Origin of the sequence: Pseudomonas graminis (assembly GCF_900111735.1) — a bacterium.
Lineage (GTDB): Bacteria > Pseudomonadota > Gammaproteobacteria > Pseudomonadales > Pseudomonadaceae > Aquipseudomonas > Aquipseudomonas graminis.
In genome coordinates, this window is record NZ_FOHW01000017.1 from 80622 (window position 1) to 100619 (window position 19998).

Annotated in this window: 18 protein-coding genes, 2 tRNA genes and 1 riboswitch; of the genes, 15 read left to right on the forward strand and 5 right to left on the reverse strand. The window is 60.6% G+C overall.

Features of this window, described 5'->3' with window-relative positions; all coding sequences use genetic code 11:
• Positions 1 to 70: 70 nt before the first annotated feature.
• From argR to astE, 8 genes are all read left to right on the forward strand, one after another.
• The gene (gene argR / locus BMY98_RS14485) at positions 71 to 1054 is read left to right on the forward strand and encodes a transcriptional regulator ArgR (protein ID WP_074890336.1); all 984 of its coding nucleotides are present in this window, start codon (positions 71 to 73) and stop codon (positions 1052 to 1054) included.
• Positions 1055 to 1349: 295 nt separating this feature from the next.
• Positions 1350 to 2570 carry an aspartate aminotransferase family protein gene (locus tag BMY98_RS14490; protein ID WP_074890337.1) on the forward strand — a complete coding sequence of 407 codons (1221 nt, stop codon included), beginning with the start codon at positions 1350 to 1352 and terminating at the stop codon, positions 2568 to 2570.
• Between the two features lie 209 nt (positions 2571 to 2779).
• A complete protein-coding gene (aruF, locus tag BMY98_RS14495; RefSeq protein ID WP_074890339.1) occupies positions 2780 to 3811 on the forward strand; it encodes an arginine/ornithine succinyltransferase subunit alpha in 1032 nt (343 codons plus the stop codon).
• Positions 3812 to 3933: 122 nt separating this feature from the next.
• A complete protein-coding gene (astA, locus tag BMY98_RS14500; protein WP_074890341.1) occupies positions 3934 to 4959 on the forward strand; it encodes an arginine N-succinyltransferase in 1026 nt (341 codons plus the stop codon).
• Positions 4956 to 6425, forward strand: a complete 1470-nt coding sequence (astD, locus tag BMY98_RS14505) for a succinylglutamate-semialdehyde dehydrogenase (protein WP_175514172.1) — start codon at positions 4956 to 4958, stop codon at positions 6423 to 6425. The genes astA and astD overlap by 4 nt, the downstream gene beginning before the upstream one ends.
• Positions 6426 to 6577: 152 nt before the next feature.
• The gene (astB, locus tag BMY98_RS14510; protein WP_074890344.1) at positions 6578 to 7924 is read left to right on the forward strand and encodes an N-succinylarginine dihydrolase; all 1347 of its coding nucleotides are present in this window, start codon (positions 6578 to 6580) and stop codon (positions 7922 to 7924) included.
• A 76-nt stretch (positions 7925 to 8000) separates the two neighbouring features.
• Positions 8001 to 8294 carry a topoisomerase II gene (locus BMY98_RS14515; protein ID WP_065986195.1) on the forward strand — a complete coding sequence of 98 codons (294 nt, stop codon included), beginning with the start codon at positions 8001 to 8003 and terminating at the stop codon, positions 8292 to 8294.
• A 20-nt stretch (positions 8295 to 8314) separates the two neighbouring features.
• Positions 8315 to 9322 (forward strand): succinylglutamate desuccinylase, encoded by a 1008-nt coding sequence (gene astE, locus BMY98_RS14520; protein WP_074890346.1) that lies wholly within the window; start codon positions 8315 to 8317, stop codon positions 9320 to 9322.
• Between the two features lie 186 nt (positions 9323 to 9508).
• Here astE and BMY98_RS14525 read toward each other — a convergent pair whose 3' ends face one another.
• Complete coding sequence (locus BMY98_RS14525; protein WP_065986193.1) at positions 9509 to 10003, reverse strand: 6,7-dimethyl-8-ribityllumazine synthase; 495 nt, start codon at positions 10001 to 10003, stop codon at positions 9509 to 9511.
• A 126-nt stretch (positions 10004 to 10129) separates the two neighbouring features.
• Positions 10130 to 10289, reverse strand: a riboswitch (FMN riboswitch).
• A 183-nt stretch (positions 10290 to 10472) separates the two neighbouring features.
• Between BMY98_RS14525 and ltaE the strand changes: the two genes are divergently transcribed.
• The 6 genes from ltaE (at position 10473) to BMY98_RS14555 (ending at position 16269) form a co-directional block, all read left to right on the forward strand.
• On the forward strand, positions 10473 to 11477 hold the full coding sequence (gene ltaE / locus BMY98_RS14530; protein WP_074890347.1) for a low-specificity L-threonine aldolase: 1005 nt from the start codon (positions 10473 to 10475) through the stop codon (positions 11475 to 11477).
• 142 nt (positions 11478 to 11619) lie between these two features.
• On the forward strand, positions 11620 to 14241 hold the full coding sequence (alaS, locus tag BMY98_RS14535; RefSeq protein WP_074890349.1) for an alanine--tRNA ligase: 2622 nt from the start codon (positions 11620 to 11622) through the stop codon (positions 14239 to 14241).
• A gap of 90 nt (positions 14242 to 14331) precedes the next feature.
• Positions 14332 to 15564, forward strand: a complete 1233-nt coding sequence (locus BMY98_RS14540; RefSeq protein ID WP_074890351.1) for an aspartate kinase — start codon at positions 14332 to 14334, stop codon at positions 15562 to 15564.
• A 179-nt stretch (positions 15565 to 15743) separates the two neighbouring features.
• On the forward strand, positions 15744 to 15932 hold the full coding sequence (csrA, locus tag BMY98_RS14545) for a carbon storage regulator CsrA (RefSeq protein ID WP_002554426.1): 189 nt from the start codon (positions 15744 to 15746) through the stop codon (positions 15930 to 15932).
• A gap of 62 nt (positions 15933 to 15994) precedes the next feature.
• A tRNA-Ser gene (locus BMY98_RS14550) sits at positions 15995 to 16085 on the forward strand.
• Between the two features lie 107 nt (positions 16086 to 16192).
• A tRNA-Arg gene (locus tag BMY98_RS14555) sits at positions 16193 to 16269 on the forward strand.
• Between the two features lie 41 nt (positions 16270 to 16310).
• On the opposite strand, the gene BMY98_RS14560 is transcribed toward BMY98_RS14555, so the two are convergent.
• Positions 16311 to 16796 (reverse strand): DUF4124 domain-containing protein, encoded by a 486-nt coding sequence (locus tag BMY98_RS14560; RefSeq protein WP_074890353.1) that lies wholly within the window; start codon positions 16794 to 16796, stop codon positions 16311 to 16313.
• Positions 16797 to 17116: 320 nt separating this feature from the next.
• On the opposite strand from BMY98_RS14560, the gene mgtE reads away from it, so the two are divergent.
• On the forward strand, positions 17117 to 18559 hold the full coding sequence (gene mgtE, locus BMY98_RS14565; RefSeq protein ID WP_074890355.1) for a magnesium transporter: 1443 nt from the start codon (positions 17117 to 17119) through the stop codon (positions 18557 to 18559).
• A 145-nt stretch (positions 18560 to 18704) separates the two neighbouring features.
• Here mgtE and BMY98_RS14570 read toward each other — a convergent pair whose 3' ends face one another.
• From BMY98_RS14570 to BMY98_RS14580, 3 genes are all read right to left on the reverse strand, one after another.
• A complete protein-coding gene (locus tag BMY98_RS14570) occupies positions 18705 to 19031 on the reverse strand; it encodes an Arc family DNA-binding protein (RefSeq protein WP_065986187.1) in 327 nt (108 codons plus the stop codon).
• A 445-nt stretch (positions 19032 to 19476) separates the two neighbouring features.
• Positions 19477 to 19674 carry a PA3371 family protein gene (locus tag BMY98_RS14575; RefSeq protein WP_074890356.1) on the reverse strand — a complete coding sequence of 66 codons (198 nt, stop codon included), beginning with the start codon at positions 19672 to 19674 and terminating at the stop codon, positions 19477 to 19479.
• 74 nt (positions 19675 to 19748) lie between these two features.
• Positions 19749 to 19997 carry a hypothetical protein gene (locus BMY98_RS14580; RefSeq protein WP_074890357.1) on the reverse strand — a complete coding sequence of 83 codons (249 nt, stop codon included), beginning with the start codon at positions 19995 to 19997 and terminating at the stop codon, positions 19749 to 19751.
• Position 19998: the final 1 nt, after the last annotated feature.

Genomic DNA, 19998 nt, shown 5'->3' on the forward strand with positions numbered 1-19998 from the left:
GACGGTTACAGAATCCCATCGCATGCCAGGCGTGCGACCCCTTTTAGCGACACGTTTCGGATTGCACGCCATGACTGCCCATCGAATCGGATTTCTCATCTGGCCCGGCACCAAAGCCTTGACCCTGGCGCTGGCGGAGGAAGCCCTGCGTGTTGCTCAGCGCGTTCACCCCGAAGTGGTTTACGAACTGTCGTTTCTGCAGGCCGAACCCCCCGTTGACGGCGCCGGTTGGCAGTTGCCGGGCGAGCCGTGGGTCGGTCGTCTGGAAGGGTTTCAGAAGCTGTTTCTGCTGGCCGACGAGCCGCCGGCGCCCATGTCCTCGGCCCTCGGTGGCGCGCTCAAGCAACTGGTCCGCGCCGGTTGCGTGATCGGTGGGTTGTCGGCGGGCGTCTATCCGCTGGCGCAATTGGGCTTGCTCGACGGTTACCGTGCCGCGGTGCACTGGCGCTGGCAGGACGATTTTGCCGAGCGCTTTCCCAAGGTCATCGCCACCAGTCATCTGTTCGATTGGGATCGCGATCGCCTGACCGCTTGCGGCGGGATGTCGGTGCTGGATCTGTTGCTGGCCGTGCTGGCCCGTGATCACGGCGCCGAACTGGCCGGCGCGGTGTCGGAAGAACTGGTGGTGGAGCGCATCCGTGAAGGCGGCGAGCGCCAGCGGATTCCGCTGCAGAACCGTCTGGGTTCCAGCCACCCCAAGCTGACCCAGGCGGTGCTGTTGATGGAAGCCAACATCGAAGAACCGCTGACCACCGACGAAATCGCCCAGCACGTGTGCGTGTCGCGCCGTCAGCTGGAGCGCATCTTCAAGCAGTACCTCAATCGTGTGCCGAGCCAGTACTACCTCGAACTGCGCCTGAACAAGGCCCGGCAGATGTTGATGCAGACCAGCAAGTCGATCATTCAGATCGGCCTGTCCTGCGGGTTCTCGTCGGGGCCGCATTTCTCCAGCGCCTACCGCAACTTCTTCGGCGCCACCCCTCGCGAAGACCGCAACCAGCGTCGCAGCAGCAGCCCGTTCGAATTGTCATCGGTACCGGCCGAGCGCGGGTGAATCCGCTTTGCGACCTTCATCTGTAGAGGCACGCTTGCCCACGAAGGCGTTGGTTCACCCACTGCATCTTTATCGCCTGATCAATCTTTCGCGGGCAAGCGCGCTCCTGCAGGTCTGCAGTGTTTAAACTGCGCCTTTGTGACGCAATTTGTCGCATTGCCGAAAACCCCGTAAAAAGCCGGTTTGGCGCTATAAGAAGTTGTCGCTTGGCGGCAAGGTCCGGCCCGAATCAGTCCTTACAATCCTTTCATCGCTCGCCTGTCCCAGGCAGGCGTTCCCTCTTCAGGAGACTCCGATGTCCGTTGAGCAAGTACCGGTGCAACGTGCCGATTTCGACCAGGTGATGGTTCCCAACTATGCCCCGGCGGCGTTTATCCCCGTGCGCGGTCAGGGTTCTCGCGTGTGGGACCAGTCGGGTCGCGAACTGGTTGATTTCTCCGGCGGCATCGCGGTCAACGTGCTGGGCCACGCGCACCCTGCGCTGGTCGGCGCGCTGACCGAACAGGCCAACAAGCTGTGGCATGTCTCCAACGTCTTCACCAACGAACCAGCGTTGCGCCTCGCCAAGAAGCTGGTCGATGCCACGTTCGCCGACCGCGTGTTCTTCTGTAACTCCGGCGCCGAAGCCAACGAAGCCGCGTTCAAACTGGCCCGCCGTGTAGCCCACGATCTTTACGGCCCGGACAAGTACGAAATCGTCGCGGCCCTGAACAGCTTCCACGGTCGCACCCTGTTCACCGTGAGCGTCGGCGGTCAGCCGAAGTACTCCGATGGCTTCGGCCCGAAAATCACCGGCATTACCCACGTCCCTTTCAACGACCTGGACGCGCTGAAAGCCGCCGTCTCGGACAAGACCTGCGCGGTGGTACTGGAGCCGATCCAGGGCGAGGGCGGTGTACTGCCTGCTGAACTGGAATACCTGCAAGGCGCGCGCAAATTGTGCGACGACCACAAAGCGCTGCTGGTCTTCGACGAAGTGCAGAGCGGCATGGGCCGCAGCGGTCATCTGTTCGCGTACATGCATTACGGCGTGACGCCGGACATCCTCTCCAGCGCGAAAAGCATCGGCGGCGGCTTCCCGATGGCGGCCATGCTGACCACCGAAAAACTCGCCAAGCACCTGGCCGTTGGCGTTCACGGCACCACCTACGGCGGCAACCCGCTGGCGTGCGCAGTGGGCGAGGCGGTCATTGACGTGGTCAACACGCCGGAAGTGCTGGCCGGCGTGAAGGCCAAACATGAACTGTTCAAGGCCCGTCTGGAGAAGATCGGTCACCAGTACGGCGTGTTCAGCCAGGTGCGCGGCATGGGTCTGCTGATCGGTTGTGTGTTGACCGAGGCCTGGAAAGGCAAGGCCAAAGACTTCTTCAACGCCGCCGAGCAGGAAGGCGTGATGGTGCTTCAGGCCGGTCCCGATGTGGTGCGTTTCGCGCCGAGTCTGGTGGTGGAAGACGCCGACATCGAGGAAGGCCTGAACCGTTTCGAACGAGCGGTGGCCAAGCTGACCGGGGCGTAAGTCCTTCGGTCTACCGGGACACACCCTTTGGCTGATTGGCGTACGCCTTCCCTGTAGGAGTGAGCTTGCTCGCGATAGCGTTGTGTCAGATGCAGATGTTTCGCTGGACCACCGCTATCGCGAGCAAGCTCACTCCTACGAGTTGTAGCCAGACAGACCTTTTTTATTGCCGTTAAACCGGCCCGATTTTTTTCTCAAGGAGTGACACCATGCTGGTGATGCGCCCCGCGCAAATGGCGGATCTGAGCGAGGTTCAACGACTCGCGGCAGACAGCCCGATTGGTGTCACGTCCCTGCCGGATGATGCTGGACGTCTGGGTGACAAGATTGCCGCGTCCGAAGCGTCGTTCTCGGCGGAAGTCAGTTTCAACGGTGAAGAGACCTACTTCTTTGTCCTCGAAGACACGGAAGCAGGTCGTCTGGTGGGCTGTTCCGGGATCGTCGCCTCCGCGGGCTATTCCGAGCCGTTCTACAGCTTTCGCAACGAAACCTTCGTCCACGCCTCCCGCGAGCTGAAGATCCACAACAAGATCCACGTGCTCTCCCAGTGCCACGACCTCACCGGCAACAGCCTGTTGACCAGCTTCTACGTGCTGCCTGAACTGGTCGGCACGCTGTGGTCGGAACTCAACTCCCGCGGCCGTTTGCTGTTCGTCGCCAGCCATCCCGAGCGCTTCGCCGATTCAGTGGTCACCGAGATCGTCGGCTACAGCGACGACCACGGCGACTCGCCGTTCTGGGACGCCATTGGGCGCAACTTCTTCGACATCAACTATGCCGAAGCCGAACGCCTGTGCGGTCTGAAAAGCCGGACCTTCCTCGCCGAACTGATGCCCCATTACCCGATCTACGTGCCGTTGCTGCCAGATGAGGCGCAGGAAGCCATGGGTCAGGTCCATCCGCGTGCGCAGATCACCTTTGACATTCTGATGCGCGAAGGCTTCGAGACCGATCATTACATCGACATCTTCGACGGCGGGCCGACCCTGCACGCGCGGGTCTCGGGCATTCGCTCCATCGCCCAGAGCCGCGTCGTGCCGGTCAAGGTCGACACGGTCAGCACCGGTGATGCGGTCAAGGGCGGGCGGCCTTATCTGGTTTCCAATGGCCAGTTGCAGGATTACCGCGCCGTGATGCTGGAGCTGGACTGGGTGCCCGGCAAGCCGGTGGCCCTGAGCCTGACCGCGGCCGAAGCGCTGGGCGTCGGCGAAGGCGCCAGCGTGCGCATCGTCGCGGTCTGACAGCCCGGTCACGTTTGGCGAGATGAGTCGACGGCGACCGGTGCTGCAGTGGCAGGCCGACGCCGTAAAGCAGGTTAGCGAGTTCACCGGGGATTGTAGAATCACCGGCTTGAGGAGAAAGCATGATCGTTCGTCCCGTACGCAGCAGTGACCTTCCGGCGCTGATCGAGCTGGCGCGCAGCACCGGCGCAGGTCTGACCACATTGCCGGCCAATGAAGAGCGTCTGGCGCACCGGGTCGGCTGGGCCGAGAAGACCTTCCGTGGCGATGCCGGGCGGGGCGATGCTGATTACCTGTTCGTGCTCGAGGATGACGACGAGAAAGTCGTGGGCATTTCTGCGGTAGCCGGCGCAGTGGGTTTGCGCGAGCCCTGGTACAACTACCGGGTCGGCCTGACGGTCAGCGCTTCCCAAGAGCTGAACATCTACCGCGAGATCCCGACACTGTTTCTGGCCAACGACCTCACCGGCAACTCCGAGCTGTGTTCGCTGTTCCTCCACGCCGACTACCGCAATGGCCTCAATGGCCGCTTGCTGTCCAAAGCGCGGATGCTGTTCATTGCCGAGTTTCCGGAACTGTTCGGCACCAAAACCATCGCTGAAATGCGCGGCATCTCCGACGAGCAGGGTCATTCGCCGTTCTGGGAAAGCCTGGGCCGACACTTCTTCAAAATGGAATTCAGTCAGGCCGACTACCTCACCGGTGTTGGTAACCGCGCTTTTATTGCCGAGCTGATGCCGAAGTTTCCGCTGTACAGCTGCTTCCTTTCGGAGGCCGCGCGCGAAGTCATCGGCCGCGTACACGTCAGCACCGAACCGGCGCTGGCGATGCTCAAGGCCGAAGGCTTCAGTTACCAGGGTTACGTCGACATTTTCGACGCCGGCCCGGCCATCGAGTGCGAAACCAGCAAGATCCGCGCGGTCCGCGACAGCCAGGCGCTGGTGCTGGCGGTCGGGACGCCGGGCGACGATGCGACGCCATTCCTTATTCACAACCGCAAGCGCGAAGACTGCCGCGTGACCGCTGCGCCTGCGCGTCTTGCCGCCGGCACATTGGTGGTCGACCCGCAGACGGCCAAGCGCTTGCGCCTCAGCGCCGGTGATCAAGTTCGCGCTGTGCAACTGTCGCCTGCCCGGGAGAGTATTTGATGAACACTTTGTACATTGCCGGTGCCTGGCAGGACGGGCAGGGCGACGCATTCGAGTCCCTGAACCCGGTGAGCCAGCAGGTGATCTGGTCCGGCAAAAGCGCAACGGCTGAACAGGTCGACGCGGCGGTCAAATCGGCCCGTCAGGCGTTTCCCGCCTGGGCGACGCGCAGTCTGGACGAGCGCATTGCCGTGCTCGAAGCGTTCGCCGCTGCGCTGAAGCGCCGCGCCGATGAGATCGCCCGTTGCATCGGTGAGGAGACCGGCAAGCCGCTGTGGGAATCGGCGACTGAAGTGACCAGCATGGCCAACAAGGTCGCGATCTCGATTCAGAGCTACCGCGAGCGGACCGGCGAGAAGAGCGGCCCCCTGGGCGACGCCACCGCTGTGTTGCGACACAAACCCCATGGCGTCGTGGCGGTGTTCGGCCCTTACAATTTCCCGGGTCACTTGCCTAACGGCCACATCGTACCGGCGCTGCTGGCGGGCAACACCGTGGTGTTCAAGCCTAGCGAATTGACGCCCAAAGTCGCCGAACTGACCGTGCAATGCTGGATTGAAGCCGGTCTGCCGGCGGGCGTGCTCAATCTGCTGCAAGGCGCGCGTGACACCGGCATCGCGCTGGCCGGCCATTCAGGCATCGATGGGTTGTTCTTCACCGGTTCCAGCCGCACCGGCAATTCCCTGCATCAACAGTTCGCCGGCCGCCCGGACAAGATTCTTGCCCTGGAAATGGGCGGCAATAACCCGCTGGTGGTCGATCAGGTCGCGGACGTCGATGCCGCGGTCTACACCGTGATTCAGTCAGCCTTTATTTCTGCCGGCCAGCGCTGCACCTGCGCCCGCCGCCTGCTGGTGCCGGAAGGGGCGTGGGGCGATGCCTTCCTCGCACGGCTGGTTGAAGTGACTTCAATCATTCAGGTCGGCGCGTTCGATCAACAGCCCGCGCCGTTCATGGGCTCGGTGATTTCTCTTGCCGCTGCGCAAGCACTGATCGATGCACAGGAAGTGATGCTGGCCAACGGCGCAGTTGCCCTGCTCGAAATGACTCAGCCTGCCGCGCAATCGGCGCTGCTGACGCCTGGCATCATCGACGTCAGTGACGTGGCGGATCGTGAGGATGAAGAATTGTTTGGCCCGCTGCTGCAGGTCATTCGCTACGCTGATTTCGACGCGGCGATCGAAGAGGCCAATGCCACTCAGTACGGGCTGGCAGCAGGGTTGTTGTCGGATTCCCAGGCGCGCTATCAGCAGTTCTGGCTGCAGAGCCGCGCGGGCATCGTCAACTGGAACAAGCAATTGACCGGCGCGGCGAGTACCGCACCGTTCGGCGGTGTCGGCGCCTCGGGTAACCATCGTGCCAGCGCCTATTACGCCGCGGACTATTGCGCGTACCCGGTGGCCTCGCTGGAGACCGAAACCTTGGCACTGCCAGCCAGCCTGACGCCCGGCATCACCCTGAACTGAGCCCTGTAGGAGCGCGCTTGCCCGCGAACGAGTTGGGTCTGCGCCAGATTCGTCGACTGACACGACGCAATCGCGGGCAAGCGCGCTCCTACAGTTCGTTCAGCGCACTACGAAGACTGTGCACATAAAAACAGATCCACGGAGCCTCACCGATGAAATCCTGTGAAGTCAACTTTGACGGTCTAGTGGGCCCGACCCACAACTACGGTGGGCTGTCCTACGGCAACGTCGCGTCCCAGAACAACTGCCAGCAATCCTCCAATCCGCGCGAGGCCGCTTTGCAGGGGCTGGCCAAAATGAAAGCGCTGATGGAGATGGGTTTCACCCAGGGCGTGCTGGCCCCCCAGGAACGCCCCGACGTAGCAGGTCTGCGCAAACTGGGCTTCAGCGGCAGCGACGCACAGGTCATTGAACGCGCCGCCAAAGAGTCGATGCCGCTGCTGGCCGCCAGTTGCTCGGCGTCGAGCATGTGGGTGGCCAACGCCGCCACGGTCAGCCCGAGCGCCGACACCGCCGACGGCCGCGTGCATTTCACCGCCGCCAACCTCAACTGCAAGTACCACCGCAGCATCGAGCACCCGACCACCAGCCGCGTCCTCGGCGCGATGTTCGCCGATCAGCAGCATTTCGCCCACCACGCGGCGTTGCCTGCCGTCGCCCAGTTCGGCGACGAGGGCGCGGCCAACCACACGCGTTTCTGCCGCAGCTACGGGGAGCCCGGTGTCGAGTTTTTCGTCTTCGGCCGCGCTGCGTTCGACCGCCGTTTTCCCGCGCCGCAGAAATACCCGGCCCGCCAGACCCTCGAAGCCTCCCAGGCCGTTGCGCGTCTGCATGGCCTGAGCGCCGAGGGCGTGGTCTTCGCCCAGCAGAACCCGGTGGTGATTGATCAGGGCGTGTTCCACAACGACGTGATCTCGGTGGGCAATGGCGAGGTGCTGTTCTATCACGAGGACGCCTTCCTCAATACCGAGCCCATGCTCGCCGAACTGCACAACAAGCTCGGTCAACGCGGCGGTCGCTTCCAGGCCATCTGCGTGCCGCGCAGTGAAGTGGCCGTGGAAGACGCGGTGCGTTCGTACCTGTTCAACAGCCAGCTGTTGTCCCGCGCCGACGGTTCGATGCTGCTGATCGTGCCGGAAGAGTGCCGCAGCAACGAGCGCGTGTGGCATTACCTGCAGCGCCTGCTGGCGGACGACAGCCCGATCCGCGAGGTCAAGGTGTTCGACCTCAAGCAGAGCATGCAGAACGGCGGCGGCCCGGCGTGCCTGCGTCTGCGCGTGGCGCTGAATGAAACCGAACTGGCGGCGGTCAATCCAGGCGTTATCATGACCGCGCCGCTGTACGACACGCTGACGCAGTGGGTCGACAAGCACTATCGCGATCGTATGAGCGACAGCGATCTGGCCGATCCACAACTGCTGATTGAATGCCGTACGGCGCTGGACGAGCTGACGCAGCACCTGAAACTGGGCGCGGTCTATCCTTTCCAGATCAACTGATGCACCCCATCCGTTACGCCTGCGCCCGAGCGGCGTCAGGCGACGATGTTTTTGCTTTTACAGAGAGAGTTTTGCCATGACCGACGCCCTGCGTTTGATCCTTGAAGACACCGACGGCACTCAGCTGGAAACGTCCTGCACCCGACTTGCCGTTATCTGGCAGGGCAAAGAGGTCTGGATTCAACAGGACGGCCGTGGCCAGTTGCTGATCGGCGTTGACGTCGAAGAAGGCGATGCCGAATACGCCAACCTGCTGCTGCGTCCATTGGCGACCAACCTGGTCAGCCTGCAACTGGAAATGGAACCGGCTGACATGAGCGGCGACGACGAAGAAGGCCACGTGCACGGCCCAGACTGCACCCACGACTAAGCCTGCGCAGGAAGCTCCCCATGCTCGCCCTCGGCAAACTGCTTGAACTGACCCTCGCGGGTCGCGAACCCGCGGAAAAGACTCAGCTGACTGTCGACGGCGTTCGCATGCGCTGGCTCGCTGAAGGCGCGCTGGAAGTCCGGCCTCCCGAAGCGCGCGACAATGGCACTGACCTGCTGTTGTCCGCCGGCATCCACGGCAACGAAACCGCGCCGATCGAGCTGCTCGATGCGCTGATTCATGCCATCGCCCGGGGCGACCTCAAGCCTCGCGCACGTATTCTGTTTCTGTTCGGCAACCCCGAAGCGATGCGTAGCGGCGGGCGTTATGTCGAGCAGGATGTCAACCGGCTGTTCAATGGCCGTCACGAGCACAGCGGCGGCAGCGAAGCCTTGCGCGCCTGCGAACTCGAGCGTCTGGCCGCCAGCTTCTTCAACATTCCGGGCCGCTACCGCCTGCACTACGACCTGCACACGGCGATTCGCGGCTCGAAGATCGAGCAGTTCGCGCTGTACCCGTGGAAGGAAGGTCGCGCCCATTCCCGCCGCGAACTCGCCCGGCTGCGTACTGCCGGCATGGAAGCGGTGCTGCTGCAGAACAAGTCCTCGATCGTGTTCAGCGCCTACACCTACGACAAGCTCGACGCGGAAGCCTTCACCCTGGAATTGGGCAAGGCGCGCCCGTTCGGGCAGAACCAGCAGGTCAATCTCGACAAGCTTCAAGCCTGCCTCGAACACTTGATTGCGGGGACCGAAGCCGACGAGCCTGCGGATCTGGACGGGTTGCAGTTGTTCAGTGTGGCCCGGGAAATCATCAAGCACAGCGACGCCTTCCACCTGAACTTGCCGGCGGACATCGAGAACTTCACGGAACTGGAAAAAGGCTACGTGCTGGCCGAAGACCTGGCCGATTCACGCTGGGTAATAGAAGAGGAGGGCGCGCGGATCATCTTCCCCAACCCGAACGTCAAAAACGGGCTACGGGCGGGGATTCTGATTGTGCCGGCGACGGACGAGACATTGGCCTGATGGCGGTCATGCTGGCCTCTTCCCGGTTGAAGCCGGTCCCACTAAGGGCAGCGCCAGCATTCAATGCAATGCGTGGCGATCAAACCGGCCTCTTCCCGGCTAACGCCAGTCCTACAGTGGGAACGCGGTAGGTCTGTAGGACCGGCTTCAGCCGGGAAGCAGTTGATCTTGATCTTCGGGTGCAAATCAACCCGCCGCTTTCTGCACCTCACCCACCCGACGCACTGCACGCAGTTTTGTCAGCGTGTCCGCGCAGGTCTTGGCCGCTTCCTGGCCCTTGTGCACGAAGTGATCGAAGAAGAACTTCTGGTGCTCTTCACCGGCGTGGAAGTGGTGCGGGGTCAGCACGACCGAGAACACCGGCACTTCGGTTTCCAGCTGAACCTGCATCAGCGCGCTGATCACCGACTGCGCGACGAACTCATGGCGATAGATGCCGCCGTCGACCACCAAACCGGCCGCCACGACGCCGCCATAGCGACCTGACTTGGCCAGCAACTTGGCGTGAAGCGGGATTTCGAATGCGCCGCCGACTTCAAAGAAATCGATGTCGGTCTCGGCGTAACCGTGTTGGGCCATCTCGGCGACAAAGCCTTTGCGCGCCTGATCGACGATTTCCTTGTGCCAGCAGGCTTGAATGAAGGCGATGCGCTCGTGAGCGTGAATGGCGGTAGGTTGCATATGTTCTGACTCCTGTTTAATGAAAAAAACAGGGCGTTTTGGATCGAATGGGATGCCAGGGTACGTGCGAAACCGTGCCGGACGCCAAGCGCCTGGACCCGTCTCGAAACGATCCTGCTGTGCCAGTCCCGTTCTCTCTTCATCCGGACTATGACCGTCGGCCCCGGGATCACACCGGGTCTGCTGACCTTGCGTCGAGGGTAAGCTCGCTGCAAGCGCTCGCGGGCTCGACGCATTGCGCGCCATTACCGCCGGTGGGGAATTGCACCCCGCCCTGAGAACGTTGCCAACGGCGTTTTCCGTCGGCGTGCAGTTTGTAACATAGATTTCCGGGATTCGCTTGGAGCCTTTTTGATGGTTTTCATCAGCTTTTCTTATAAGGCGTCTTGGCATTCCTGTCCCAAGCCTTGATTATCGAAGCCCCGGGCCTCAGAACTGAAGCTCGACCCTAATCAGCGGGAGCTTCATCGTGGCGGTAATCGATCTGCGCAGTGACACCGTGACCCAACCCTCGGCCGGCATGCGCGACGCCATGGCCAGCGCCCCCCTTGGCGATGACGTGTATGGCGAAGACCCGACGGTCAATCGGCTGGAATCGTGGCTGGCTGAACGTCTCGGTTATGCCGCTGCACTGTTTGTGCCGACCGGCACCATGAGCAACCTGATCGGCCTGATGGCCCACTGCGAGCGCGGCGACGAATACATCGTCGGCCAGCAGGCGCATACCTACAAATACGAAGGCGGCGGTGCGGCGGTGCTCGGCTCGATACAGCCTCAGCCCCTGGACAATCAGGCGGACGGATCGCTGGACCTGGAACAGGTCGCCGCCGCCATCAAGGCCGACGACTTTCATTTCGCCCGCACCCGGTTGCTGGCCCTGGAAAACACCATGCAGGGCAAAGTCCTGCCAATGGAGTACCTCGCGGCGGCCCGGACATTCACTCGCGAAAAAGGCCTGAGCCTGCACCTCGACGGCGCTCGTCTGTACAACGCCGCCGTCAAGCTGGGTGTGGACGCGCGGGAGATCACCCGACACTTCGATTCGGTGTCGGTGTGCCTGTCCAAAGGGCTCGGCGCGCCGGTCGGCTCGGTGCTCTGCGGTTCGAGCGAGTTCATCGCCAAGGCGCGGCGCCTGCGCAAGATGGTCGGCGGCGGCATGCGTCAGGCCGGTCTCCTGGCTGCAGCGGGTCTGTACGCGCTGGAGCATCAGGTCGAGCGTCTGGCTGAGGATCACGCCAATGCCACCGCTCTGGGCAAAGCGCTTGCAGACCTTGGCTTTGACGTAGAGCCGGTGCAGACCAACATGGTCTACGTACGGATCGGCGATCGCGCGCAGGCACTTAACGCCCTGTGCGCCGAGCGCGGTATCGTGCTGAGTGCCGCGCCGCGGTTGCGTATGGTCACTCATCTTGATGTGACTGCTGCCCATCTGGACAAGGTGGTTGCGGCATTTGCCGAGTTTGGCGCTCACTGATCGGGTGATCAGCCCGATTGCCGGTTTCTATCGAATAACACGCTGTACCGAGCGTACAACGCCTATATAATGCGGCCCTTTGCCGTCGCTGCGTCGAATGACGCTATGCATGTGCCAGGCCGCAGTTTCCGTGGAAGAACCTATGAAAAGCGCAGAAATCCGTGAAGCCTTCCTTCGCTTCTTCGAAGAGCAAGGCCACACCCGAGTCGCCTCCAGCTCCCTGATCCCGGGCAACGACCCGACCCTGCTGTTCACCAACGCAGGCATGAACCAGTTCAAGGACTGCTTCCTGGGCCAGGAAAAACGGGCCTACACCCGCGCCGTCAGCAGCCAGAAGTGCGTGCGTGCCGGTGGCAAGCACAACGACCTGGAAAACGTCGGCTACACCGCGCGTCACCACACCTTTTTCGAAATGCTGGGCAACTTCAGCTTCGGTGACTATTTCAAGCGCGACGCGATCACCTACGCGTGGACCTTCCTCACCGGCGTGCTGAACCTGCCCAAGGAAAAACTCTGGGTCACGGTTTACGCCTCGGACGACGAAGCCTACGACATCTGGACCAAAGAGATCGGCGTGCCGGCCGAGCGCATGGTGCGCATCGGTGACAACAAGGGCGCGCCATACGCCTCCGACAACTTCTGGACCATGGGCGATACCGGCCCGTGTGGCCCGTGCACCGAGATATTCTACGACCACGGCGCCGACATCTGGGGTGGCCCGCCGGGTTCACCGGAAGAAGACGGCGACCGTTACATCGAGATCTGGAACAACGTCTTCATGCAGTTCAACCGCACGGCCGACGGCGTTCTGCACCCGCTGCCAGCGCCATCGGTCGACACCGGCATGGGCCTTGAGCGCGTCAGCGCGGTGCTGCAACACGTCAATTCCAACTACGAAATCGACCTGTTCCAGAGCCTGCTGGCCGCCGCTGCAAAAGCCATCGGCTGCAGCAACGACAATCAGGCGTCCCTGAAAGTCGTCGCCGACCACATCCGTTCGTGCGGCTTCCTGATTGCCGACGGCGTGCTGCCGTCCAACGAAGGCCGCGGCTACGTGCTGCGTCGTATCATTCGTCGCGCCTGCCGTCACGGCAACAAGCTGGGCGCCAAGGGCAGCTTCTTCTATCAGATCGTGGCTGCACTCGTCGCCGAAATGGGCGAAGCCTTCCCCGAGCTGAAAAACCAGCAGGCCCACATTGAGCGCGTACTCAAGGCTGAAGAAGAGCAGTTCGCCAAGACACTGGAGCAGGGCTTGAAGATCCTCGAGCAGGATCTCGCCGAGCTCAAGGGCACCATCGTCCCTGGCGACGTGGTGTTCAAGCTGTACGACACCTACGGTTTCCCGATGGACCTGACCGGCGACATCGCCCGCGAACGCAACCTGACCCTCGACGAGGCCGGTTTCGAGCGTGAGATGGACGCCCAGCGTGAACGCGCGCGTTCCGCCAGCTCCTTCGGCATGGACTACAACAGCCTGGTCAAGGTTGATGTGGCCACGCAGTTCACTGGCTATAAAGCCACCGCAGGCGAGGCCAAGGTCGTCGCGCTGTACAAAGACGGCATCGCAGTCGAGCAACTGAGCGAAGGCGAGGACGGCGTGGTCATCCTCGACCAGACCCCGTTCTACGCAGAGTCCGGCGGCCAGATCGGCGACAGCGGTTACCTGACCGCCAACGGCGAAGTGCGCTTCGACGTGAGCGACACCACCAAGACCGGCGGCGCGTTCCTGCACCACGGTGTTCAAGTGTCGGGCAGCCTGAAAGTCGGCACCACCGTCAGCACCGACGTCGCTGCCGAAGTTCGCCAGGCGACCTCTCTGAACCACTCCGCCACGCACTTGCTCCACGCTGCGCTGCGCCAGGTGCTGGGCGATCACGTTCAGCAGAAAGGCTCGCTGGTGGACAGTCAGCGCCTGCGTTTCGATTTCAGCCACTTCGAAGCCATCAAGCCCGAGCAGATCAAGGCGCTTGAAGACATCGTCAACGCCGAAGTGCGCAAGAACACCGCGGTCGAGACTGAAGAAACCGACATCGAGACCGCCAAGCAGAAGGGCGCCATGGCGTTATTCGGCGAGAAGTACGGCGACAGCGTTCGCGTGCTGAGCATGGGCGGCGGTTTCTCGGTGGAGCTGTGCGGTGGCATTCACGCCAACCGTACCGGCGACATCGCGCTGTTCAAGATCATCAGCGAAAGCGGTGTGGCCGCAGGCGTGCGCCGTATCGAAGCGGTGACCGGCGCCGTGGCGCTGGACTACTTGAACGCGGCGGAAGAGCAACTGAAGGAAGCCGCGAACCTGGTCAAAGGTAATCGCGACAACGTTCTGGACAAGCTGTCGGCGGTGCTGGAACGCAACCGTCTGCTGGAAAAGCAGCTGGAACAACTGCAGGCCAAGGCGGCCAGTGCTGCGGGCGACGATCTGTCGGGCTCGGCAGTGGACGTCAAAGGCGTCAAGGTCCTCGCTGCCCGTCTCGACGGTCAGGATGGCAAGGCGCTGCTGGCCCTGGTTGATCAATTGAAGAACAAGCTCGGCCGCGCAGTGATCCTGCTCGGCGGGGTGCATGAAGACAAGGTCGTCCTGGTGGCAGGCGTCACCAAAGACCTGACTGGCCAACTCAAAGCCGGTGATTTGATGAAGCAAGCGGCTGCCGCAGTAGGCGGTAAAGGCGGCGGTCGTCCTGACATGGCGCAAGGCGGCGGTGTTGATGCTGCCGGACTCGAAGCAGCGCTGGCACTGGCTGTTCCGTTCGCCGAACAAGGTATTTAAGTCGACCCACCCGGAGCCCGTTATTCGGGTTCCGGCGCTTCGCGGTTTGAATGATAACGGGCGCCCTTCATGGGCTGAGGCGGCTTTGAGATGGCTTTAATCGTACAAAAGTTTGGCGGCACCTCGGTGGGCTCGGTAGAGCGCATCGAACAGGTAGCCGACAAGGTCAAGAAATTCCGTGATGCGGGCGATGATCTGGTGGTCGTGCTATCGGCCATGAGCGGCGAAACCAATCGCCTGATCGAACTGGCCCGGCAGATTAGTGATCAGCCGGTGCCACGCGAGCTTGACGTCATTGTTTCCACCGGCGAGCAGGTCACCATCGCTCTGCTGGCAATGGCGCTGATCAAGCGAGGCGTGCCGGCTGTTTCGTACACCGGTAATCAGGTCCGCATCCTGACCGACAGCGCCCATAACAAGGCGCGTATTCTGCAGATCGACGATCAGAAAATTCGCTCTGACCTGAAGGCCGGTCGTGTGGTGGTGGTCGCCGGTTTCCAGGGCGTCGACGAAGACGGCAACATCACGACCCTGGGCCGTGGCGGTTCCGACACCACCGGCGTGGCGCTCGCTGCGGCGTTGAAAGCCGATGAGTGCCAGATCTACACCGACGTCGACGGCGTCTACACCACTGACCCGCGTGTTGTTTCGCAGGCCCAGCGTCTGGACAAGATCACCTTCGAGGAAATGCTGGAGATGGCGAGCCTCGGCTCCAAGGTCCTGCAGATCCGCGCGGTCGAATTCGCCGGCAAGTACAACGTCCCGCTGCGCGTACTGCACAGCTTCAAAGAGGGTCCAGGCACCCTCATTACCATTGATGAAGAGGAATCCATGGAACAGCCGATCATTTCGGGCATCGCCTTCAACCGCGACGAAGCCAAGCTGACCATCCGTGGCGTGCCAGACACCCCGGGCGTTGCGTTCAAGATTCTCGGTCCCATCAGCGGCGCGAACATCGAAGTCGACATGATCGTGCAGAACGTTTCGCACGATAACACCACCGATTTCACCTTCACCGTGCACCGCAACGATTACCAGGCAGCGCTGCAGGTTCTGCAGAACACCGCCAATGAAATCGGCGCCCGTGAAGTCATTGGCGACACCAAAATCGCCAAGGTTTCCATCGTCGGTGTTGGCATGCGGTCACACGCCGGTGTCGCCAGTCGCATGTTTGAAGCGCTGGCCAAGGAAAGCATCAACATCCAGATGATCTCGACGTCCGAAATCAAGGTCTCGGTGGTGATCGAAGAGAAGTACCTGGAGCTGGCCGTGCGCGCGCTGCACACTGCTTTTGAACTCGACGCACCGCGTCAGGGCGAATAAATCTTGGGCAGAGGCGCGGTTTCGGCCGGGTCTTCTGCTACGGGATGTGCGCGAGAACCTGTTCTTTTTCCGGCGCTGGTCGATACTGAGGCATGGACCTGGGGTCGCTTGCGGCTCGGGCCATGCCGTTTGTCTACGCAGACTGTAGTCCCTTGAATGTAAGCCGTAAGGAGATAGGTATGCTGATTCTGACTCGCCGGTGCGCGGAAAGTCTGATCATTGGTGATGGTGAAATCACCGTGACCGTGCTCGGCGTAAAAGGCAATCAAGTACGCATTGGGGTTAACGCGCCCAAGGAAGTGGCCGTTCACCGCGAAGAGATTTACCTGCGTATAAAGAAAGAGAAGGACGAAGAACCAAGCCATTAATTTTTATTGAATTTTTGGTTTGCAAACGGGGAAAAGGGTGGTTATTATACGCCCCGTGTTGCGGAGAGCTGGCCGAGTGGCCGAAGGCGCTCCCCTGCTAAGGGAGTACACCTCAAAAGGGTGTCGGGGGTTCGAATCCCCCGTTCTCCGCCATTATTTGCTTAGTACGTTGTAATCTGGCTTGATCGGTAAGTTGCTGAATTTACTCGAAAAAGTGCTTGACCAAGAGATTTGACGGCCTATAATGCGCGGCAACAAATGCACTCGTAGCTCAGCTGGATAGAGTACTCGGCTACGAACCGAGCGGTCACAGGTTCGAATCCTGTCGAGTGCACCATAAAACGAAAAGAAAAAATGCAAATGCGGGCTTTTTGCTTTCTAGCGTTTGCCTTTTACACAGCCGTGTTCATCGAATGACACCTGTCGGCTGCGTCCTTTCTTCTCCTCATACACATAACGCACTTCAGCGTTACGGCTGATGATCTTGTCGGGCCGACCCAGCAAGCTTTCTACATCACGTTTGCTCATCCCCGTTGGCGTCTGCTGATTGATGATCGCCTTGCGGCGCTGCTCCGCACTCAGGACATTGCCGCAGCCGTCATCGCGCTGGCCCACGACCACCACTTCCCGGCTTTTAGGGGCTCTCATCGCGTGCGCTTTTGAAGCCGGAGAAGGGGCCGTGAAGGTCATGCCCGATGCCGGATTGATATCCTGTGGCGTTGTCGCTTGCCCGCTGGGGCAGCTCAGTGTGGTGAAGGTCACGCTGCCGCTTTGATCCTGGCAACGATTGACGGTAGTGGCGCCTGCGTCGAGTGAAGAAAAAAGCAGCAGGCTGATGAAGAGCTTTTGAGTGTTAAGCGGCATCGCAATGTCCTCCCTGACCCGAGTGCGGAAAGGGTAGCGATGAGAATTTCTCGCGGCGAGCGGGTTTTGTTCACCGGATGTGACGGGCGATATCAGTGATTCGGGCAACGGTTAGCGTTGCGTTGCAAGCGATTGTTTCACGATGAATTTTTAGCCTCCCGCCACGGCAAGCGGTGTATGATTGCGCCCGTCAGCCCCGCCGGGGCTTGTGGACTACCTCCATGGACTTACCCAGTAGCAACTTAACACCAAGTTTCACCAATCAAGAATCGACTGATTGATCTTCTGGCGGGTTCCACTGCTGGGAGTGGAGTTCGCCTATGACCCAAATCGAAGTAAAAAAGACGCAGGAAAGCCTTCAGGATCGTCTCGCCCAAGTCATCGACTTGCTGCAACGTCAGCGCATCGTCGAAGACCTGACACACCGTCAGGAAGGCCAGCACCAGGATCGTGTCGAGAGCCTCGTCCACCGGCAGAACCTCGTCGAGCTGCAGCGTAAGCTCGACGACCTGCACTCTGCCGACGTTGCCTACATCCTCGAAGCACTTCCCCTCGAAGACCGTCTGACGGTCTGGCAGCTGGTGAAGGCCGAGCGTGATGGCGACATCCTTCTCGAAGTGTCTGACTCCGTTCGGGAAACCCTGATCGCCGACATGGACGATCATGAGCTGCTTGCCGCCGCCAAGGAAATGGACGCCGACGAGCTCGCCGACCTTGCGCCAGAGCTGCCGCGCGATGTTGTCCATGAGCTGATGGAGGCGCTGGACAGCCAGCAGCGCGAGCGCGTGCGTTCCGCCTTGTCCTACGACGAGGAGCAGGTCGGCGCCCTGATGGACTTCGAGATGGTGACCATCCGTGAGGATGTCAGCCTGGAAGTCGTTCTGCGTTATCTGCGTCGTCTCAAAGAGCTGCCCGGTCATACCGACAAGTTGTTCGTGGTCGATTCCGATGGCGTCCTAAAGGGCGTGCTGCCCATCAAGCGTCTGCTGGTCAATGACCCGGAGAAGCAGGTGTCGGAGGTCATGGCCAGTGACCCCGTGAGCTTCCACCCTGACGGTGATGCCTATGAAGCCGCCCAGGCGTTCGAACGTTACGACTTGATTTCTTCCCCGGTGGTCGACAAGAACGGCAAGCTGATCGGCCGTTTGACCATCGATGAAATGGTCGACCTTATCCGTGAGGAGAGCGAGACCGAAGTGCTCAACATGGCGGGTCTGCGCGAAGAAGAAGACATCTTCGCCTCCGTCTGGCGCTCACTGCGCAACCGCTGGTCCTGGCTGGCCGTCAACCTGATTACAGCCTTTCTCGCCTCGCGGGTAATCGGCCTGTTCGAAGGCTCCATCGAGAAGCTGGTTGCGCTGGCAGCGCTGATGCCAATCGTGGCAGGGATTGGGGGCAACTCGGGCAACCAGACCATCACCATGATCGTCCGGGCCATGGCTCTCGATCAGGTCAACACCGGCAATACCTCACGCTTGATGCGCAAGGAGCTGGCAGTCGCGCTCATCAACGGTCTGGTGTGGGGCGGGGTCATCGGCATCGTCGCTTATCTGCTGTATCACAGCTGGTCCCTTGGGGTGGTGATGACCGTCGCCATGACATTGAATCTTCTGTTGGCAGCGTTGATGGGCGTGCTGATCCCCATGACGCTTTCCAGGCTTGGTCGCGATCCTGCGATGGGCGCCAGTGTGATGATCACGGCCATGACCGACAGCGGTGGGTTCTTTATCTTTCTCGGCTTGGCGACGGTGTTTTTGCTCTGACCGTACGCTTCACACAAAAACCGCCTTCAGGGCGGTTTTTTAATGCGCGCGAAACAGTTGCCGTGTGCGAAACAATGGAATCATTGAATCTCAGGCACAAAAAAGCCAGCAGAGCGCTGGCTTTCAAGTCTCTGGTTTGAACGACTTATTCGTCGTCGTTTGCCAGGCTAGTGTCATGTGCAATCAGGGAAACCAGAGCGTTCTGTTGGCGGTGGGCCAACTGACGGAAGCGTTGCAGCAGCTCACGTTCGTGAAGCGAAAGCTCCGGGCTGTCCAGACGCAGACTTGGTTCATCACCCAGTGCGCCTTCTTGAATCAGACTTTGCTCAATACGCGCAATAATTTCCGAGTTCATGCTGCGGTGGTGCTGTTTGGCAACGTCCGCAATACGCTCGCGCATGCCTTCAGGTAGGCGAACTACGAACTTGTCAGCTGTGCGACTGGAATAATTGGCCTGTTTCATAGGGCTCATATATTTAACCGAATTAGTTCAAAGAAAGAGGCGGTTCTTGCATTAGGCCGCAGATGTCATGCTCTGACTGTCTTTTAGACGAAATGTTCAACTAGCCCCCATAAAGGATCGCCATCCTGCACCAATGCGTCGAATCCTTGGCGTCAAATGTGTGACAAATATTGAACTAGATAAAGGCTTTTAGCCAGCACCAATTATCCGAAATGCGTTCTGGTTTGCAAAGTGGAAAGTCGAACGCCCTGTCAGTGCTGGGCAAGCGCGTGATGGCTTTCTGTCTTCAGCGTAGTGGGAGAGTGGCGTTAATACGAGGAGGCATTCAAGAAAGAGACGAAGGGTCTGCAGCGCCATGGGCGCCGTAGCGTAAGCCAAAGCCGACAGAGACGTGTCGATTTGCTTGTACGTGGCCATCAAGGGCCATCAAGGGCCATCAAGGCCTGGCAATGGGTCAGGGCTTGGCTTGGCGCAAGACTGGATCGAACTTGATGCGACGTCCTACGAACAGCGCCGCGACGAACAGGCTGGCGAAAATCCCGGCGGCCGCTTTCGCCAGCGTACTCATGGTCTCCATTGAAGGAACCAGCAGTTGATCTGCGGCAAGGGCCATCAGGGCCAGAATCAGGAATGAAATTGCTGCTTTGGACATGACTGTTCTCTAAAGGGGTGCTCTCGGACGGTGAGTGCGTGAAGCCGTTGCAGTAACCGATCAGCCATTGCTGATCAGAAAACCCAGCGCTCCGAGCGATTAACCGGCACGATTTCTTCGTTGTCATGGGCCAGAATGGCTTCTGTGCCCTGATTTGGCATGGCGGCGAACCGCGGTGCCTGCTGCATAAGATGATGGGGCTGAGCCTGAACTGCGATGGTCTCTGATTTCACGGCCTCTGACGTGCTGCCATCGTTCTGGAAGTGGAAGGCGACCAATGCGACGAGCGCGGCAGCGTTGAGCAGGGACAGTGTCATGTTCATC

Bases quoted from the DNA above. Each gene is read 5' to 3' on its own strand.
- BMY98_RS14525 (WP_065986193.1), bottom strand. From the start codon at position 10,003: ATGCAACCTACCGCCATTCACGCTCACGAGCGCATCGCCTTCATTCAA.
- BMY98_RS14490 (WP_074890337.1), top strand. From the start codon at position 1,350: ATGTCCGTTGAGCAAGTACCGGTGCAACGTGCCGATTTCGACCAGGTG.
- BMY98_RS14540 (WP_074890351.1), top strand. From the start codon at position 14,332: ATGGCTTTAATCGTACAAAAGTTTGGCGGCACCTCGGTGGGCTCGGTA.
- BMY98_RS14575 (WP_074890356.1), bottom strand. From the start codon at position 19,674: ATGTCCAAAGCAGCAATTTCATTCCTGATTCTGGCCCTGATGGCCCTT.
- BMY98_RS14570 (WP_065986187.1), bottom strand. From the start codon at position 19,031: ATGAGCCCTATGAAACAGGCCAATTATTCCAGTCGCACAGCTGACAAG.
- BMY98_RS14580 (WP_074890357.1), bottom strand. From the start codon at position 19,997: ATGAACATGACACTGTCCCTGCTCAACGCTGCCGCGCTCGTCGCATTG.
- mgtE (WP_074890355.1), top strand. From the start codon at position 17,117: ATGACCCAAATCGAAGTAAAAAAGACGCAGGAAAGCCTTCAGGATCGT.
- BMY98_RS14560 (WP_074890353.1), bottom strand. From the start codon at position 16,796: ATGCCGCTTAACACTCAAAAGCTCTTCATCAGCCTGCTGCTTTTTTCT.
- astA (WP_074890341.1), top strand. From the start codon at position 3,934: ATGATCGTTCGTCCCGTACGCAGCAGTGACCTTCCGGCGCTGATCGAG.
- csrA (WP_002554426.1), top strand. From the start codon at position 15,744: ATGCTGATTCTGACTCGCCGGTGCGCGGAAAGTCTGATCATTGGTGAT.
- astE (WP_074890346.1), top strand. From the start codon at position 8,315: ATGCTCGCCCTCGGCAAACTGCTTGAACTGACCCTCGCGGGTCGCGAA.
- BMY98_RS14515 (WP_065986195.1), top strand. From the start codon at position 8,001: ATGACCGACGCCCTGCGTTTGATCCTTGAAGACACCGACGGCACTCAG.
- alaS (WP_074890349.1), top strand. From the start codon at position 11,620: ATGAAAAGCGCAGAAATCCGTGAAGCCTTCCTTCGCTTCTTCGAAGAG.
- astB (WP_074890344.1), top strand. From the start codon at position 6,578: ATGAAATCCTGTGAAGTCAACTTTGACGGTCTAGTGGGCCCGACCCAC.
- aruF (WP_074890339.1), top strand. From the start codon at position 2,780: ATGCTGGTGATGCGCCCCGCGCAAATGGCGGATCTGAGCGAGGTTCAA.
- argR (WP_074890336.1), top strand. From the start codon at position 71: ATGACTGCCCATCGAATCGGATTTCTCATCTGGCCCGGCACCAAAGCC.